This is a genomic window from Colwellia sp. BRX8-7, from assembly GCF_014077275.1.
Taxonomy (GTDB): Bacteria; Pseudomonadota; Gammaproteobacteria; order Enterobacterales; family Alteromonadaceae; genus Colwellia_A.
Genome location: NZ_JACGVP010000004.1, coordinates 69,591 through 84,349, shown reverse-complemented (window position 1 = coordinate 84,349; position 14,759 = coordinate 69,591). Strand labels below are relative to the sequence as shown.

Here is a 14,759-nt window from a genome sequence, read left to right as displayed (position 1 = left end):
GAGTAAACCATGAAACTATCTCACTATTTTTTAAAGAAAGTGACCTTGCTATTAGCAATTGCAGCAAGCTTTTTCTTAACTGGGTGCGGCATTACCGCAGGGGGACTTCACAGTCATGCTGGCTATGCCGACATTGAATCACCTTATTGGTGGCAAGCTGACAGCGAAATAAACTTGTCTTTAGGTCCATTAGCTATTGGCACAGCACGTTGGGTTATTGATGCGGATGAAGACCCTGAAATTGATGCTTTATTGGATGACGTAGATGGTGTTCGTATAAGTGTTTATAACGTTGAAAAAAACAGTGAGTTGTTTAAAGATAATTTCATTGAAACTCAAGCTAATTTACGTGCCGATGGTTGGCAACATGTAGTAAGAATGAATGATGATGAATCAACTGATTACTCACTGATGTTCATCAAGTCAAACGGTGAAGTAATTGATGGTTTAGTTGTACTGTCACTTTCAGACAATGAGGCGGTATTTGTCAATATTATTGGTAATATCCACCCTAACTCTTTTGAACCTATTATGGAGCAGGTTTATAAGAAAAATGATGTGGCAAAAAGATTTAAAGAAGTAGATGAAGAGGAATAACATATTAGCCGATTAAGTTATAAATGATAACTTAATCGGCTTGCTTTTAAGTGCTAAGATAATTTATCGTGGCGAAGCAGCTTTGTATTTAGCGGCTTGTTTATTATCAGGTAAAGACGCTTTAATAAATTGACGAATATCATCATTCGCCGCTTTTAAATCTTCATAGCGAAGGTACATCATATGACCACTGCGGTAGCCTTTAAAAGACAAGCGGTCTTGCATTTTACCACTTTGATCTAACTGCCACATAGTGTACTTAGCATCAAAATAGTTAGTCGCACCATCGTAGTAACCGGCTTGGAACATGACATTTAAATAAGGGTTTTGTGCCATCGCTAAACGTAAGTTTTTACCGGTATTATTGTTAGTGCGATCCCACGGATGTACATCACCGAACATATTATATTTAATGTCTGTTTTATAGTTTAACTCTTCGCGTAAATAGTAATTAATGGCGGGCGTGAAACTGTGCAGCCATGACGTTAATTCCGCATTGTAGTCAGGACGTGAACCGGTTGTTTTCTCGTCAATACCTAAGTAACGTGAATCTAAACGACCAATTGTTTGCTCACGGTCACGTAATAGTTCTTTCCAAAAATAGGAAGCGCTAATATCTAAATTACTGCGTAATACTTCAGTAACCGAAAGTCCTGAATAATAAGAAACTTTTTCAGCTATCGCCTGTTTTTCTGCTAGGCTAATAAAGCCACCTTTAGCGAGTGCAGGTATGTATTGCTCAATAGTAAACTTTTCAACTTCAGGCAAAATATCCAATAAGTCTTTTTGCTGTAAATCGCTCTTTAGTGCTTGGTGATACCAGGCAGCAGCTGCAAAATAAGGTAGGCGATTTGCGGCCTTTACTGGTCCGTCACGCTTAATACCAATATCGGTTGGCGACACGAGAATCACACCATTTAAATACATCCACTGACGTGATTGTAGTTCTAAAGCTAAACCTGAAACACGGGTAGTACCATAACTTTCACCGATTAAATATTTTGGTGAACGCCAGCGCTCATTCCGGGTCACAAAAGTATTTACCCAATCTGCTAGATATTTGATGTCGGCATTGACACCAAAAAACATCGATTTTTGTTGTTCTTTCGAAGGCATCTTGCCCTCTTTGTCGGGTAGAACTCGTGAATAACCCGTATTAACTGGGTTAACAAAAACAATATCGGCAACATCTAAAATTGAATAGTCATTGGTCTTAACTCCGTAAGGCTGCAATGGATATCCTTCGTCATCAACATTTAAAACACGTGGGCCGGTGTAGGCAACATGCATCCAAACAGATGCTGAACCTGGGCCGCCGTTAAAAGAAATTAATAAAGGTCGTGCACTTTTATTCTTAACATCGCTGCGTTGGTAATAGGTATAAAACAAACTGGCGGTTGGGTTACCCTCACTGTCCCATACGGGTTGAGTACCTGTAGTGGCAGTGTAGTCGAATTTTTTACCATTAACCTTAGTACTATGTTTTGTGGTTGAGCTTTCGTCGATAGGTAACTTGCGGCTATTGTCAGCAGTATTCTCAGCATTAGTAAACGGTGAGAATATCAGCAACAAGGCGAATACTTTGACTAAATGGTGTGCTTTCATTTTAACGTCCTGTGCATTGAATTTTTATTAATATCTCCATACTCTAAAACAGAAAAAATATTATCGCTGAAATAAAAGTTTAAATGACTATTTTCAGCGATAAACACCTGCTGTCACTAAATTTTTCCTAGGTATTTTGCGTTAAGTAAACCACGATCAGCTTTTGTCCTGTAATCGTCATCTCCCCTGCTTTAAGGGTATTCAATTTCAATAAATGCCCTGCCTTTATTATTTGGTGATTTTGGTATGACGTTAACTGGAATGCACCCGACAAACTGTAAACAAAGCATAAGTCTGCAGCTTTAAGTTCAACTGTTTGTTGAGCAAGCAAGGTTTCCACAACGGCCGAGCACTTTTCTTTATCGGTAATAATATTAAAATCGGTAATTTCGCCTGCAGGTAAATGTCCAACGGTTTGACAACCCCCATCAAAATTGGCGACATCGAGGATATTATTCAACTGATCAGTTTTACGGTTATCGTGTTGTAAATTAATGCCATTACCGGCAATGAGAATGAGATTACGCTGATAACCTGAAAAATCAGAAAAGACCCCATCTTCAACAACATTCGCCATACTCAAGCGCCAAATAAAGTCAGCTAAAGTACCGCCGTCATTAATCGCCAATTCAATAGTTTCACCTTGGCCATTTTTCCATGGGATAGTCTTAAAATGTTCAGGTGAAATAACTGTAAACATTAAGATTGCCCCAAATGTTTCGCATGGAAACATAAGTGACTTTCAATAAAACTGGCGATGAAAAAGTAACTGTGATCATATCCCTGATGTTGGTTAAGTATTAGTGGGTAGTTATTACTCAGCGCCGCTGAAATCAATGATTCTGGCTGAAGTTGCTCTTGCAAAAAGTCATCGGCTAAACCTTGATCAACCAATGCCGGTATATGCTGTGTACTTGCTTTCATCAACACGCTTGCATCATGTTGCTGCCATAAAGCTTTATCATCACCTAAATAAGCGCTAAACGCTTTTTGTCCCCAAGGGCTATTAATTGGATTAGCGATGGGGCTAAAGGCAGATACCGAACAATATTTATCAGGATTTTTTAGCGCTATCGTTAACGCGCCATGCCCACCCATTGAATGACCACTGATTGATTTTTTACTCGATACAGGAAAGTTTTCTGCAATTAACGTTGGCAATTCATTAACAATATAATCATACATTTTATAATGAGTAGACCAAGGTTTCTCGGTGGCATTTATATAGAAACCCGCACCTAACCCTAGATCGTAAGACTGGTTTTCATCATCGGCAACATCATCCCCGCGCGGGCTGGTATCAGGACAAACAATGGCTATACCGAGTGCCGATGCCATACGCTGTCCTCCTGATTTCTGTACAAAGTTTTCATCGGTACAGGTCAGTCCTGAAAGCCAATATAAAACCGGCACTGGTGAATGCTTGCTGGCACCCTCAGGTAAATAAATAGCGAAACGCATCGGACATTTTAGACTTTCAGCATGATGTTGAAAATGCTCTTGAACGCCACCAAACATTTTATTACTGCTAATTTTTTCTAACATGATCTTCAACCTTTTAGGTACTTACGAATGGTTAAAATGAATAACACTACGAATACTCTTACCTTCGTGCATTAATTCAAAGGCCTCATTAATTTTTTCTAACGACATGGTATGGGTAATAAAGTCGTTTAAAGCAAATTCACCGGCAAGATAGCGTTCAACATACTCAGGTAACTCACTGCGACCTTTCACCCCACCAAAGGCAGTACCGCGCCATACTCGACCGGTAACCAGTTGAAATGGGCGGGTTGAAATCTCTTGCCCTGCGCCAGCAACACCAATAATAATAGACTCACCCCAGCCTTTATGACAACACTCTAAGGCCGAACGCATCACATTAACATTACCGATACATTCAAAAGAGTAGTCAACACCGCCATCGGTTAATTCAACAATAACGTCTTGAATAGGTTTATCGTAATCTTTTGGATTAATACAGTCTGTTGCACCCAGCTTTTTGGCTAACTCAAATTTACTTTCGTTGATATCAATCGCAATAATACGGCTTGCTTTCGCCATAGCAGCGCCAATAATAGCCGACAAACCAATACCACCTAAACCAAAAATAGCCACGGTATCACCGACTTCAACTTTCGCCGTATTCATGACTGCACCCATGCCGGTAGTTACTCCGCAACCCAATAAACACACTTCTTCAAGCGGTGCTTTAGGGTTAACTTTCGCTAAAGATATTTCAGGTAAAACAGTATATTCAGAGAAAGTAGAACAGCCCATATAGTGAAATATAGTTTTGCCGTTTAATGAAAATCTCGAGGTGCCATCAGGCATTAAGCCTTTACCTTGGGTTTCGCGAATTTTTTGACACAGGTTGGTTTTACCCGATTTACAGAATTTACACTCACCACATTCAGGTGTGTATAAAGGAATGACATGATCGCCAACCGCAACACTGGTGACACCCTCACCTATTTGTTCAACAATTCCGCCACCTTCATGCCCTAAAATGACTGGAAATATTCCTTCAGGGTCTTCGCCTGAAAGCGTGAAAGCATCGGTATGACAAACGCCTGAAGCGATGATTTTAACGAGAACCTCGCCTTTTTTGGGAAGTTCTACATCAATTTCTTCAATTGTTAAGGGTTTATTTGGCCCCCAAGCAATTGCAGCTTTAGATTTGATGGTGTTTAGTTTTTGCGTAACTGCTGACATATGAATTGACCTGATTACATTCTTTAAAGACAATGATAGTGGATAAATATCAGGAATAACAGCCTATTGAAATGGATAAAATTATGTTAACCCGATTAATAAATTGGGCTTTACTATGATGGCGAGATATTCACCATAAGGATTTATCAAACCTTTTTGCAGTATGCTTTGTTATCGACTCCCTCTTAAAGGTTTTATAATTCACCCTTAAGGTCATTAAGCTTTAATAGCAGGTTTGGCGCTAAGAGTTCTTCGTTAATGGCCAGTAATAGCTCCTCGGCTTGTTCTTTATCACCGCCCAGCAACTTTATTTCGGCTAAGTACAATTTTGCATGAGAGGCTTTCACAACATCTAAAGCAATGTCAGCATGCTTAATTGCGGCTAAATAACTTTTTTCAGCCAATGAGAATTGTTCAGCGTGTTGTTGTGCTTGCGCTAAATTAAAATGTACTGTCGCTATTTGTTGTTCATTGCCATATTTATAACTCCAAGGAACGGTTGCATACCAGTGGGCAAGCGCTTCATCATACAATTCAAGTTGCCTAGCGACATGCCCTAAATGACCAAAAAGATCCATCATAAACTGTGGGTTATGACTGTTTTTATATTTTTCTTTTAAAGCATTAAGTGACTCATAGGCTTCAGGTAACTCACCAATAAACATTTGTAAGTTAGCAATTTCAATAAGTTTAATTGGAGATGGATAAACTTCATTCATTATTGCTAATTGTGCTTTTGCTTTATAAATATAACGCTTCCCTTCTACTAAGTCGCCATGACTAAGTAAACACTTAGCATAATACATATAAAGAGTGACTTGAAAAGGGATCGGTAGGTCTTCGTCGTTTATCCAACGTTTTGTTTCTTGGTAAAGCTCATCACTGTGTTGCAAAATAAATAGCGAGGATAATTTGAATTGCATTAAGCTAAACCAGATGCGGCTTTTCGGCTGTACTTGGGTTAATTCAATATTAACTTTTTCTAGGCATGATGATGGCGAGCGCTGACATAGCTTTGCTGTGCTCTCACTTTTCATTGCATAACTTTTTGCAACCGGTAAGCAAAAAAACCACAATAATAGTGCTATAAGTCCAAGTAAATAAAGTTTTGAAGAGATAAAAAAATGTTTATTCATCGTTAAATATTGCCACTGATGTTATTAATTGCCAAGCGCCGGACTATAATTTATTAAAGATTATTGAACAAAAAATATCTTGGTGTTAAGCTCTGCGCGAAATCTTCACCTTAATTTAACCTAAAGTTAACCCAAATAAAATAAAGGATTTATTATGTTTAAGAAAACCGCTATTGCACTCACTCTTTTCAGTCTTTCCCTAACAGCCGTAGCTGCTGATTGGCAAGTGGGCGGTGGATTCGGTCAGTTATCTGATAGCTCTGATGGCGACGATATTTCTTTGAACTTTATCTATGGCTCAGTGGCATATAAAATTGAAAATTCAGCGAAAAATTTTTACTTGATGCCTGAACTTCGTCTCGGTTCTGGTGTTGGTGACGACTCACTTTACGGTGCTAAAATTGAAGTAGAAAGCTTACTCGCTTTGTCTTTGCGTGGTCAATACGACTTCAACAATCGCGCATATGTTTATGTAATGCCGTCTTATGCAAACTTAGACCTCAAAGCAAGCTACCGTGGCGAATCAGCGTCTGATGATTCATGGGAGTTTGGTTTCGGCGCTGGTGTTGGTTATAGCCTCAATAAAAAAGTGAGCGTTGAAGCTTCTTATGAAACGTATGACGGTACTAAATTACTTTCTGTTGGTTTTAAATACGCTTTTTAATCGCAATATTTAACTGACCGTTGACGTATAAGGAGAGCAATAAGCTCTCCTTTTTAATTTTATACCGTTAACTTTTAAAACTAATGACCTAAAACACTGAGTGTCGAAATATAAAAGTTAGCATCAACGGCTATATTTGGATTTTCCTGCTCAAGTTCAACAGTAGTCCAAGTTGCTGTTGGTGCCAGCCACTGTGTTTTACCTGCAATAGTGACGCGTAACGGCATATCAAACCCCTTAACCACGTTACCCCAACGAATTTTCATCACTTTATCTTTAATAAAATATTCGAAAGTGGGAATACGTATATCACGTAAATATTGATCAAAGACCTTACTTAAGTCGATACCTGATTGTGTGCTAATGTAGTTTTCAATATCTTGGGTAGTCACTGTTTGATGATAAAAAACCTTACCTAGTCCTCGGAGTATTTCTCGCCATTTTCTATCATTATTAATCACTTGGCGAATGGTATGCAGCATATTGCCACCTTTATCGTACATATCACCAGACCCACCGCGATTAGCATTATATTCGCCAATAATAGGGGATTGATTACCAATATTCATCCGTTGACCACGAACGTATTCAAAGGCTTGCTCTTTAGTGAAATGATACTCTAAAAATAGACTTTCTGAGTAGTTAGTAAAGCTCTCATGGATCCACATATCGGCAACATCTTTATTGGTGATGTTATTGGCAAACCACTCGTGACCTGATTCATGAACAATAATAAAATCAAATAATAATCCTGGGCCAGTACTACTTCTATCACGCCCTAAATAACCATTTTGATAACCATTACCATAAGTCACCGAACTTTGATGCTCCATCCCCAAATATGGTGCTTCCACCAGTTTATAACTGTCTTCATAAAACGGATAAGGACCAAACCAATGCTCGAACGCTTCAATGGTTCGTTTCGCTTCTTTAAACTGTTTTCTTGCTTTCGCTAAGTTTTCCCGTAAAACATAGTAGTCCATATCAAGCTGACCTTTTTCACCTTGATACTTTTCACCAAAATGAACATAGTCACCAATGTTAATATTGACCCCATAATTATTAATAGGATTCACAACTTGCCAATGATAAATTTTTGTTTTATCAATTTTATTGTGTTCAACTTTAATTAATCGACCATTAGACACATCCATTAAATGTTCTGGCACTTCAACGCTGATTAACACGCCATTGTTGGGCTCGTCGGCAGGATGATCTTTATTTGGCCACCAAATACTAGAGCCAATGCCTTGATTTGAAGTGGCAATAAAGTCGAGGCCATTACTGTCTTTCTTCCAAGTAATACCGCCATCCCATGGGGCGTTTTTTGCGGTAACGGGCTGTCCAGAGAAGTACATAGTTATCTTCTGCTCCGAGCCTATTTCTTGCTTACTGGCTGGGGTAATAAAATAAGAATAGCCATCTTGCTCTACTTCAAGCGCTTTACCATTTTGGTGTACTTTCTCAAGCTTCATTGGCGCCTGTAGTTCTATTTGTAAACGTTCACCTTTAGCTAACACCTTATAAGTCATGGTGTTTTCACCTGAAAAAAGCTTAGTTTCAGGGTCAACTTTTACATTAAGATGATAATGAATTAAATCCCACCACTTTCTTTCTGGTGTAATAGTACCCCGTAATTTTTCTTGGTGCGTTACTTTGCCACTTTCTTGTTGCCAATTACTCGCGCTAACATGCCCAGCAAAAACCATAGCGCAAACTAAGCCAGCAAGTGAAGTCGTTATCCGTTCTTTTATCATTGTTATTGTCCTAACACTCTCTCGTATACAATATACTAGCATTGTGTAATATAAATTGTGAACCCTAAAAAGGGTAAGATCTGTCAACGACTCACATCGTTATCTAAAAATTAATTATAACCAAATACAACATTATGATTGCGTATTTTGAAACTAATACGATAGAATCACCACAATTACTTGTCGGAGTGCTGAGATTATTTCTAAAGAAATATTCAAAGCTGAGATCGCGAAAGCGGGATCCGTAGAACCTGATCAGATTAATATCTGCGTAAGGGAACAAGGTAAAATAAAAGAGTTAAGGGATTAATTCGTCACTTTTTTATTTTTTCCTCACTCTACACTTCGTCTTTTTTATTCGTGCATTTATAACGAAATGCATATTATTAAAAGGCAAAAAAATGACCAAACCAGCTAACAAACTCACTCGCAGAGAACGTCGCGAACAAGCTGAAACATTCTTAAAAAACGTTTCTGATCAATCATTCCCAAATTCTAAAAAAGTTTATGTGCAAGGTAAAATTCACGATATCAAGGTAGGTATGCGCGAAATCACCTTGTCTGATACTTTATTAGCGGGTAATAAAGATAAGCCAACCTACGAAAAAAATGAACCTCTTTGCGTCTACGATACCTCAGGTTTTTATACCGATGAAAGTGTCGAAATAGACGTACACAAAGGTATTCCTCGCCTGCGTGAAAGTTGGATTGATAGTCGTGGTGATGTTGAGCTCTTAACATCAAATAGCTCTACTTATGCTCAACAACGTTTAGCTGACGATGGTGTTGACGCAATACGCTTTGAACACTTACCTAAAATGCGTGTCGCTAAAAAAGGTCAAAACGTTACCCAAATGCACTATGCTCGCCAAGGGATCATTACCCCTGAAATGGAATATATTGCCATTCGTGAAAATTTAAAACGTGAAGAGGTCAAAGATAAAACCTTACTACTACAACATAAAGGTCAGTCATTTGGCGCCAGTATTCCAGCGCAAATTACCGCAGAGTTTGTCCGTGATGAAGTCGCGCGTGGCCGAGCAATTATTCCGGTAAACATTAACCACCCAGAATGTGAGCCGATGATTATTGGTCGTAACTTTTTAATTAAAGTAAATGCCAATATTGGTAATTCGGCGGTGACCTCTTCCATTGAAGAAGAAGTAGAAAAACTGGTTTGGTCGACCAAGTGGGGCGCAGACACGGTAATGGATTTATCAACGGGTCGTAATATTCATGAAACCCGCGAATGGATCATGCGCAACTCGCCAGTGCCCATTGGTACGGTGCCTATCTATCAAGCGCTAGAAAAAGTAAATGGCGTGGCGGAAGATTTAACCTGGGAAATTTTCCGCGATACACTTATCGAACAAGCCGAGCAAGGTGTTGATTATTTTACCATTCATGCCGGTGTATTATTACGCTATGTTCCAATGACCGCTAAGCGTGTCACCGGTATTGTCTCACGTGGTGGTTCAATTATGGCGAAGTGGTGCTTAGCGCATCATAAAGAAAATTTTTTATACACCCACTTTGAAGATATTTGTGAAATATTAAAGCAATACGATGTCTCGTTTTCACTCGGCGACGGTTTACGCCCGGGCTCGGTTGCTGATGCCAACGATGAAGCACAATTTGCCGAATTACATACCTTAGGCGAATTAACTAAAATTGCTTGGCAGCATGATGTACAAACGATTATTGAAGGCCCCGGGCATGTGCCACTGCATATGATCAAAGCAAATATGGACGAGCAACTTAAACATTGTGGTGAAGCACCTTTTTATACGTTAGGTCCGTTAACGACTGATATTGCACCGGGTTATGACCATATTACTTCGGGTATTGGCGCCGCTAATATTGGTTGGTACGGTTGTGCCATGCTTTGTTATGTCACTCCTAAAGAACATTTAGGCTTACCCAATAAAGAAGATGTTAAAGAAGGTTTAATGACCTATAAAATTGCAGCCCATGCCGGCGATTTAGCAAAAGGTCATCCGGGGGCGCAAATTCGCGATAATGCGATGAGCAAAGCGCGCTTTGAATTTCGTTGGTACGATCAATTTAATATCGGTTTAGACCCTGAAAGAGCCAAGGCTTATCACGATGAAACCTTGCCACAAGAATCAGGTAAAGTTGCCCACTTCTGCTCTATGTGTGGGCCAAAATTCTGTTCGATGAAAATATCTCAGGAAGTACGTGATTATGCCGCGGGTCTTGAAGCCAGCAATAAAATAGAAATACAGTTACTTGACGAAGTCATTGTTTTAGATGCAACGCCAACCGATATTGCACAAGGCATGGCTGAAAAGTCGGCGGAATTTAAAGCGACCGGTAGTGAAATTTACCATCAGGTGAAATAGTCAGCCGATGACTATTTCTCAACAGTTCCCTAAACCTACTCAAATCTGTGCCAATATCGTTGTTATTGGCGCAGGATTAGTGGGTCGTTTAATGGCATTGTCTTTGGTTAATCAAGGTCATCAAGTAACCTTGGTTGATAAAGATAATAAACAGGGCCACCAAAGTGCCGCTTATGCTGCTGCCGGTTTATTAACGCCGCTAGGTGAAGCTATGCATAGCGATCGTAATATTGTTGAAATGGGCTTTGAGTCATTAGCGCTTTGGCCTGAGATTCTTGCTAAATTAGACAGTTACACTTATTTTCAACAAGCAGGCACCTTAATGGTTAGCCATGAACAAGACCAAGGCGATTATCAGCGTTTCATGGCTTATATCAAAAATCATTATCCGCAACATCAGCTACAGCAACTGAATCGCCAACAAATACTTGCCCTTGAGCCTGAATTAGCTCATCGCTTTAATCATGGGTTGTTTTTACCTGAAGAAGGGCAAATAGGTAATCGTAAATTACTAAAAGCCCTGCAAAAGCAGCTAGAAAAAAGTAGCATTACTTGGTTAGAAAGTTCACCTGTCGTTAACATTGAACAGCAAAAATCGAGCTGTTTAGTCACTTACCATGGGGATAGCCCACTAGGCAACAAAGGCAATAAGCAAACTAACAGGTCAAAGCATATTATTGCTGCTGATTTAGCAATTGACTGTCGCGGTGCAGGCGCACGCAACAGTGCAGGCGAAAACACCGCAGCCCCCTTAAAAGATTTACGAGGAGTACGAGGTGAGATATTTCAGTTATTTGCCCCTGAAGTCAATATTACCCGGCCTATTCGTTTAATGCACCCTCGCTATCAATTATATATTGCTCCTAAAACTAACGGTTTTTATGTCGTGGGAGCAACTGAAATCGAAAGTGAAGACTGCGCGCCAATGACGGTACGTTCTTCAATGGAATTACTCAGCGCGGCTTATAGTGTCCATGCTGGATTTGCTGAAGCCAATATTCATCAACATATTAGCCAGTTAAGACCTGCTTTTAGTGATAACCAAGCTAAAATATCACTGCAAAATCGGCTTATCCAGGTCAATGGACTGTTTCGCCACGGCTACCTTATTGCGCCAGTTGTGTTAAAGCAGTTAGAGTTTACCGTTGCGCATTTTTTCGAGTGTCGCTCATTAACAGAATCTCCTTATCATAAGTGGTTAGCCATCAATGAATACTAAAGCAGCTATAACAACCTATTTTATCAATGGACAAGTAATCACCATTGCCAGTATAACCCCCAATATATCAATGGCATTACTGCATTATTTATCGCCAGAGCAGCAAAAACAAAGTTTTGCCGTAGCCCTTAATGGTGACTTTATTGGTAAAGCTGACTATCAAAAAACCACAATTAATCAAGAGGATAGTATAGATGTACTGTTTCCTATTCAGGGAGGTTAATGATGACATTTTCAACCGAACTAATGATATACGGACAAGCAGTTAATAGTCGTTTATTAATTGGTAGCGCACTTTATCCTTCGCCACAGATCATGAAAAAAGCGATATTAGCCAGTGGCTCAAAAATTGTCACCTTGTCGTTAAAACGCCAAAACCCTGCGCAACAGTCAGGCGCAAAAATTTGGCAGTATATTCAAGAGGTTGTTAAAGAGACTCAGGGGTTTTTATTACCCAATACGGCGGGCTGTAAAACAGCTAAAGAAGCGGTAACCCTAGCAAAAATGAGCCGCGAAATTTTTCAAACGGATTGGATAAAATTGGAAGTTACCGGTGATGACTATAATTTACAACCAGACCCTATCGAGCTATTAAAGGCCAGTGAACAGTTGTTAAATGAGGGTTTTAAAGTGCTACCTTATTGCACCGACGATCTCGTGGTGTGTCAGCGTTTATATGACTTAGGTTGTCAGGTGATCATGCCTTGGGCATCGCCAATAGGCACAGGTAAGGGTCTAATGAACCCTTATAATTTAGCAACAATTCGTTCGCGGCTTCCATATGCAACTCTCATTTTAGATGCGGGTATTGGTAAACCCTCAGATGCTTGTCTAGCTATGGAAATGGGTTACGACGCCGTATTATTAAATTCAGCAATTGCCTTGGCAGATAGTCCGGTGCTGATGGCAAAAGCCTTCGCACAAGCCATTTTCGCTGGCGAGCAAGGATACATGGCGGGTGTAATGCAGCAACGACAAACCGCTCATCCATCAACGCCAACCCTAGATACACCTTTTTGGCATCAATAAGGTAATAAGGTAATAAGGTAATAAGGTAATAAGGATAAACCTATGACAAAAAGTGTTAAAGACAACCCGACTATCTGGACGATCAACGCCAACCCTAGATACACCTTTTTGGCATCAATAAGGCAACAAGGATAAAGCTATGACAGAAAGTGTTAAAGAAAAACCGATTGTATGGACGATTTCTGGCAGCGATTGCTCTGGTGGTGCGGGCATTGCCGCCGATATAAAAACAGGTCATGCCTTGGGTGTTGAAGTTTGTCATTTGATCACCGCGAATACCGTACAAAACGCTAACCGCCTTGTCTCGATAAATCCGGTCGCTAGCGAGACATTACAACAACAAGCTAAGGTATTAATTAGTGATAAACCACCCAGTGTCATTAAGATTGGCTTAATAGCCAATCTTGAACAAGTCACATGGTTAACCGAATTATTAGCGGGCTTTAAAGCTAACTACCCAAAAATAAGTGTCGTTTTTGACCCCGTTGGCCAAGCGAGCGTCGGTGGTCGTTTTTCGACACTACAGCGAGAAGATTTAACCCTATTGTTCAGCTATATTGATGTTATTACCCCCAACCTGATGGAAGCGCAACAATTATCAAACTTATTGATACTTAACCCCGTTGAGCTGGCAATAAAAATTGCCGAATTAGGCGTCGCCAGCGTCATCGTAAAAGGTGGGCACAGTGCCGTGTTAGACAATGATGGTTTACAAGTCAGTGATGACTATTGTTTACATCACGTTGAGCAATCATCGATAAGTTATCAACTCTCTTCACCACGAATAAATACTTCTTACAGTCATGGTGGTGGATGCTCCTTTGCTAGCGCATTAGCGGCTTTTTTAGCACACGGCTATTTATTACGTGATGCCTTTACCTTAACCAAAGCATTTATTAATCAGGGTTTAGCTAAATCGGTAACTGCTAGCATGAAAAAAACCGATTGTTATGGCGCATTTGAACAAACCCATTGGCCTAATAGTGCTGACTTTTTCCCCAGAATATCATCCAACCTAGTCAAGAAATATCAGCAGTTACCGCCTTTTCCATCGTTGGCACTATCAGATAATAAGCTTGGGCTTTACCCTGTGGTTGACTCACTTTATTGGTTAAAACGTTTATTGCCATTAGGCTTAAACATTATTCAACTGCGGTTGAAAAATAAGACGGACATCGAGCTTGAAAAACTAATCATTGCAGCCATAGCCATTAGTCAGCCGTATAAAACGCGCTTGTTTATTAATGATTATTGGCAATTAGCAATAAAGCATCACGCTTACGGTGTGCATATCGGCCAAGAAGATTTACAAAACGCTAATTTAACTAAGATTCATCAGTCAGGTTTACACTTAGGTATTAGTACTCATGGTTGTTATGAATTTTTATTAGCACAACAATTACAACCCTCTTATTTAGCGATTGGCGCTATATTTCCCACTAAAACTAAAAATATGAGCGGACAAATTCAAGGGGTAGATAACTTACAACAGCTATTGAAATTAGCCAGCAATATTCCGGTTGTAGCCATTGGCGGTATTAATCATCAACGAGCAGAACGTGTTTGGCAGACGGGTGTTGACAGTATAGCGGTTGTTACCGCGATCACTGAAAGTGAAAATGCTGAAATCGCAGTTAAACAATTCCAGCATATTATGCAGTAATTTTTCCCAGT

General features: G+C 39.7%; 13 protein-coding genes and 1 riboswitch. Of the genes, 7 read left to right on the top strand and 6 right to left on the bottom strand.

Annotation, left to right across the window (positions count from 1 at the left end; genetic code table 11):
• The first annotated feature begins 9 nt into the window (after nucleotides 1-9).
• The gene (locus H4J57_RS05230) at nucleotides 10-597 is read left to right on the top strand and encodes a DUF4252 domain-containing protein (protein ID WP_182214501.1); all 588 of its coding nucleotides are present in this window, start codon (nucleotides 10-12) and stop codon (nucleotides 595-597) included.
• Nucleotides 598-660: 63 nt separating this feature from the next.
• On the opposite strand, the gene H4J57_RS05225 is transcribed toward H4J57_RS05230, so the two are convergent.
• The 5 genes from H4J57_RS05225 to H4J57_RS05205 all read right to left on the bottom strand — a co-directional run bounded on the left by H4J57_RS05225 (nucleotide 661) and on the right by H4J57_RS05205 (nucleotide 6,053).
• Entirely contained in the window at nucleotides 661-2,202 is a 1,542-nt protein-coding gene (locus H4J57_RS05225; protein ID WP_182242159.1) for a S10 family peptidase, read from the bottom strand.
• 127 nt (nucleotides 2,203-2,329) lie between these two features.
• Complete coding sequence (locus tag H4J57_RS05220) at nucleotides 2,330-2,902, bottom strand: HutD family protein (RefSeq protein ID WP_182242158.1); 573 nt, start codon at nucleotides 2,900-2,902, stop codon at nucleotides 2,330-2,332.
• The gene (fghA, locus tag H4J57_RS05215) at nucleotides 2,902-3,747 is read right to left on the bottom strand and encodes an S-formylglutathione hydrolase (protein WP_182242157.1); all 846 of its coding nucleotides are present in this window, start codon (nucleotides 3,745-3,747) and stop codon (nucleotides 2,902-2,904) included. The genes H4J57_RS05220 and fghA overlap by 1 nt, the downstream gene beginning before the upstream one ends.
• 21 nt (nucleotides 3,748-3,768) lie before the next feature.
• A complete protein-coding gene (locus tag H4J57_RS05210; protein ID WP_220470268.1) occupies nucleotides 3,769-4,917 on the bottom strand; it encodes an S-(hydroxymethyl)glutathione dehydrogenase/class III alcohol dehydrogenase in 1,149 nt (382 codons plus the stop codon).
• 194 nt (nucleotides 4,918-5,111) lie between these two features.
• On the bottom strand, nucleotides 5,112-6,053 hold the full coding sequence (locus H4J57_RS05205) for a tetratricopeptide repeat protein (protein WP_182242156.1): 942 nt from the start codon (nucleotides 6,051-6,053) through the stop codon (nucleotides 5,112-5,114).
• A gap of 154 nt (nucleotides 6,054-6,207) precedes the next feature.
• On the opposite strand from H4J57_RS05205, the gene H4J57_RS05200 reads away from it, so the two are divergent.
• Nucleotides 6,208-6,717 carry an outer membrane beta-barrel protein gene (locus tag H4J57_RS05200; protein WP_182214509.1) on the top strand — a complete coding sequence of 170 codons (510 nt, stop codon included), beginning with the start codon at nucleotides 6,208-6,210 and terminating at the stop codon, nucleotides 6,715-6,717.
• 80 nt (nucleotides 6,718-6,797) lie between these two features.
• Here H4J57_RS05200 and H4J57_RS05195 read toward each other — a convergent pair whose 3' ends face one another.
• The gene (locus tag H4J57_RS05195; RefSeq protein ID WP_220470267.1) at nucleotides 6,798-8,474 is read right to left on the bottom strand and encodes a M1 family metallopeptidase; all 1,677 of its coding nucleotides are present in this window, start codon (nucleotides 8,472-8,474) and stop codon (nucleotides 6,798-6,800) included.
• Nucleotides 8,475-8,648: 174 nt separating this feature from the next.
• A riboswitch (TPP riboswitch) is annotated at nucleotides 8,649-8,770 on the top strand.
• 105 nt (nucleotides 8,771-8,875) lie between these two features.
• On the opposite strand from H4J57_RS05195, the gene thiC reads away from it, so the two are divergent.
• The 5 genes from thiC to thiE all read left to right on the top strand — a co-directional run bounded on the left by thiC (nucleotide 8,876) and on the right by thiE (nucleotide 14,748).
• Nucleotides 8,876-10,837: a phosphomethylpyrimidine synthase ThiC gene (thiC, locus tag H4J57_RS05190; protein WP_182221338.1), complete on the top strand. Its 1,962-nt coding sequence runs from the start codon at nucleotides 8,876-8,878 to the stop codon at nucleotides 10,835-10,837.
• Between the two features lie 7 nt (nucleotides 10,838-10,844).
• Nucleotides 10,845-12,056: an FAD-dependent oxidoreductase gene (locus H4J57_RS05185; RefSeq protein WP_220470266.1), complete on the top strand. Its 1,212-nt coding sequence runs from the start codon at nucleotides 10,845-10,847 to the stop codon at nucleotides 12,054-12,056.
• A complete protein-coding gene (gene thiS / locus H4J57_RS05180; protein WP_182242155.1) occupies nucleotides 12,046-12,279 on the top strand; it encodes a sulfur carrier protein ThiS in 234 nt (77 codons plus the stop codon). The genes H4J57_RS05185 and thiS overlap by 11 nt, the downstream gene beginning before the upstream one ends.
• Nucleotides 12,280-12,281: 2 nt before the next feature.
• Complete coding sequence (locus H4J57_RS05175) at nucleotides 12,282-13,085, top strand: thiazole synthase (protein ID WP_182242250.1); 804 nt, start codon at nucleotides 12,282-12,284, stop codon at nucleotides 13,083-13,085.
• Nucleotides 13,086-13,224: 139 nt separating this feature from the next.
• A complete protein-coding gene (gene thiE / locus H4J57_RS05170) occupies nucleotides 13,225-14,748 on the top strand; it encodes a thiamine phosphate synthase (RefSeq protein ID WP_182242154.1) in 1,524 nt (507 codons plus the stop codon).
• Nucleotides 14,749-14,759 lie beyond the last annotated feature (11 nt).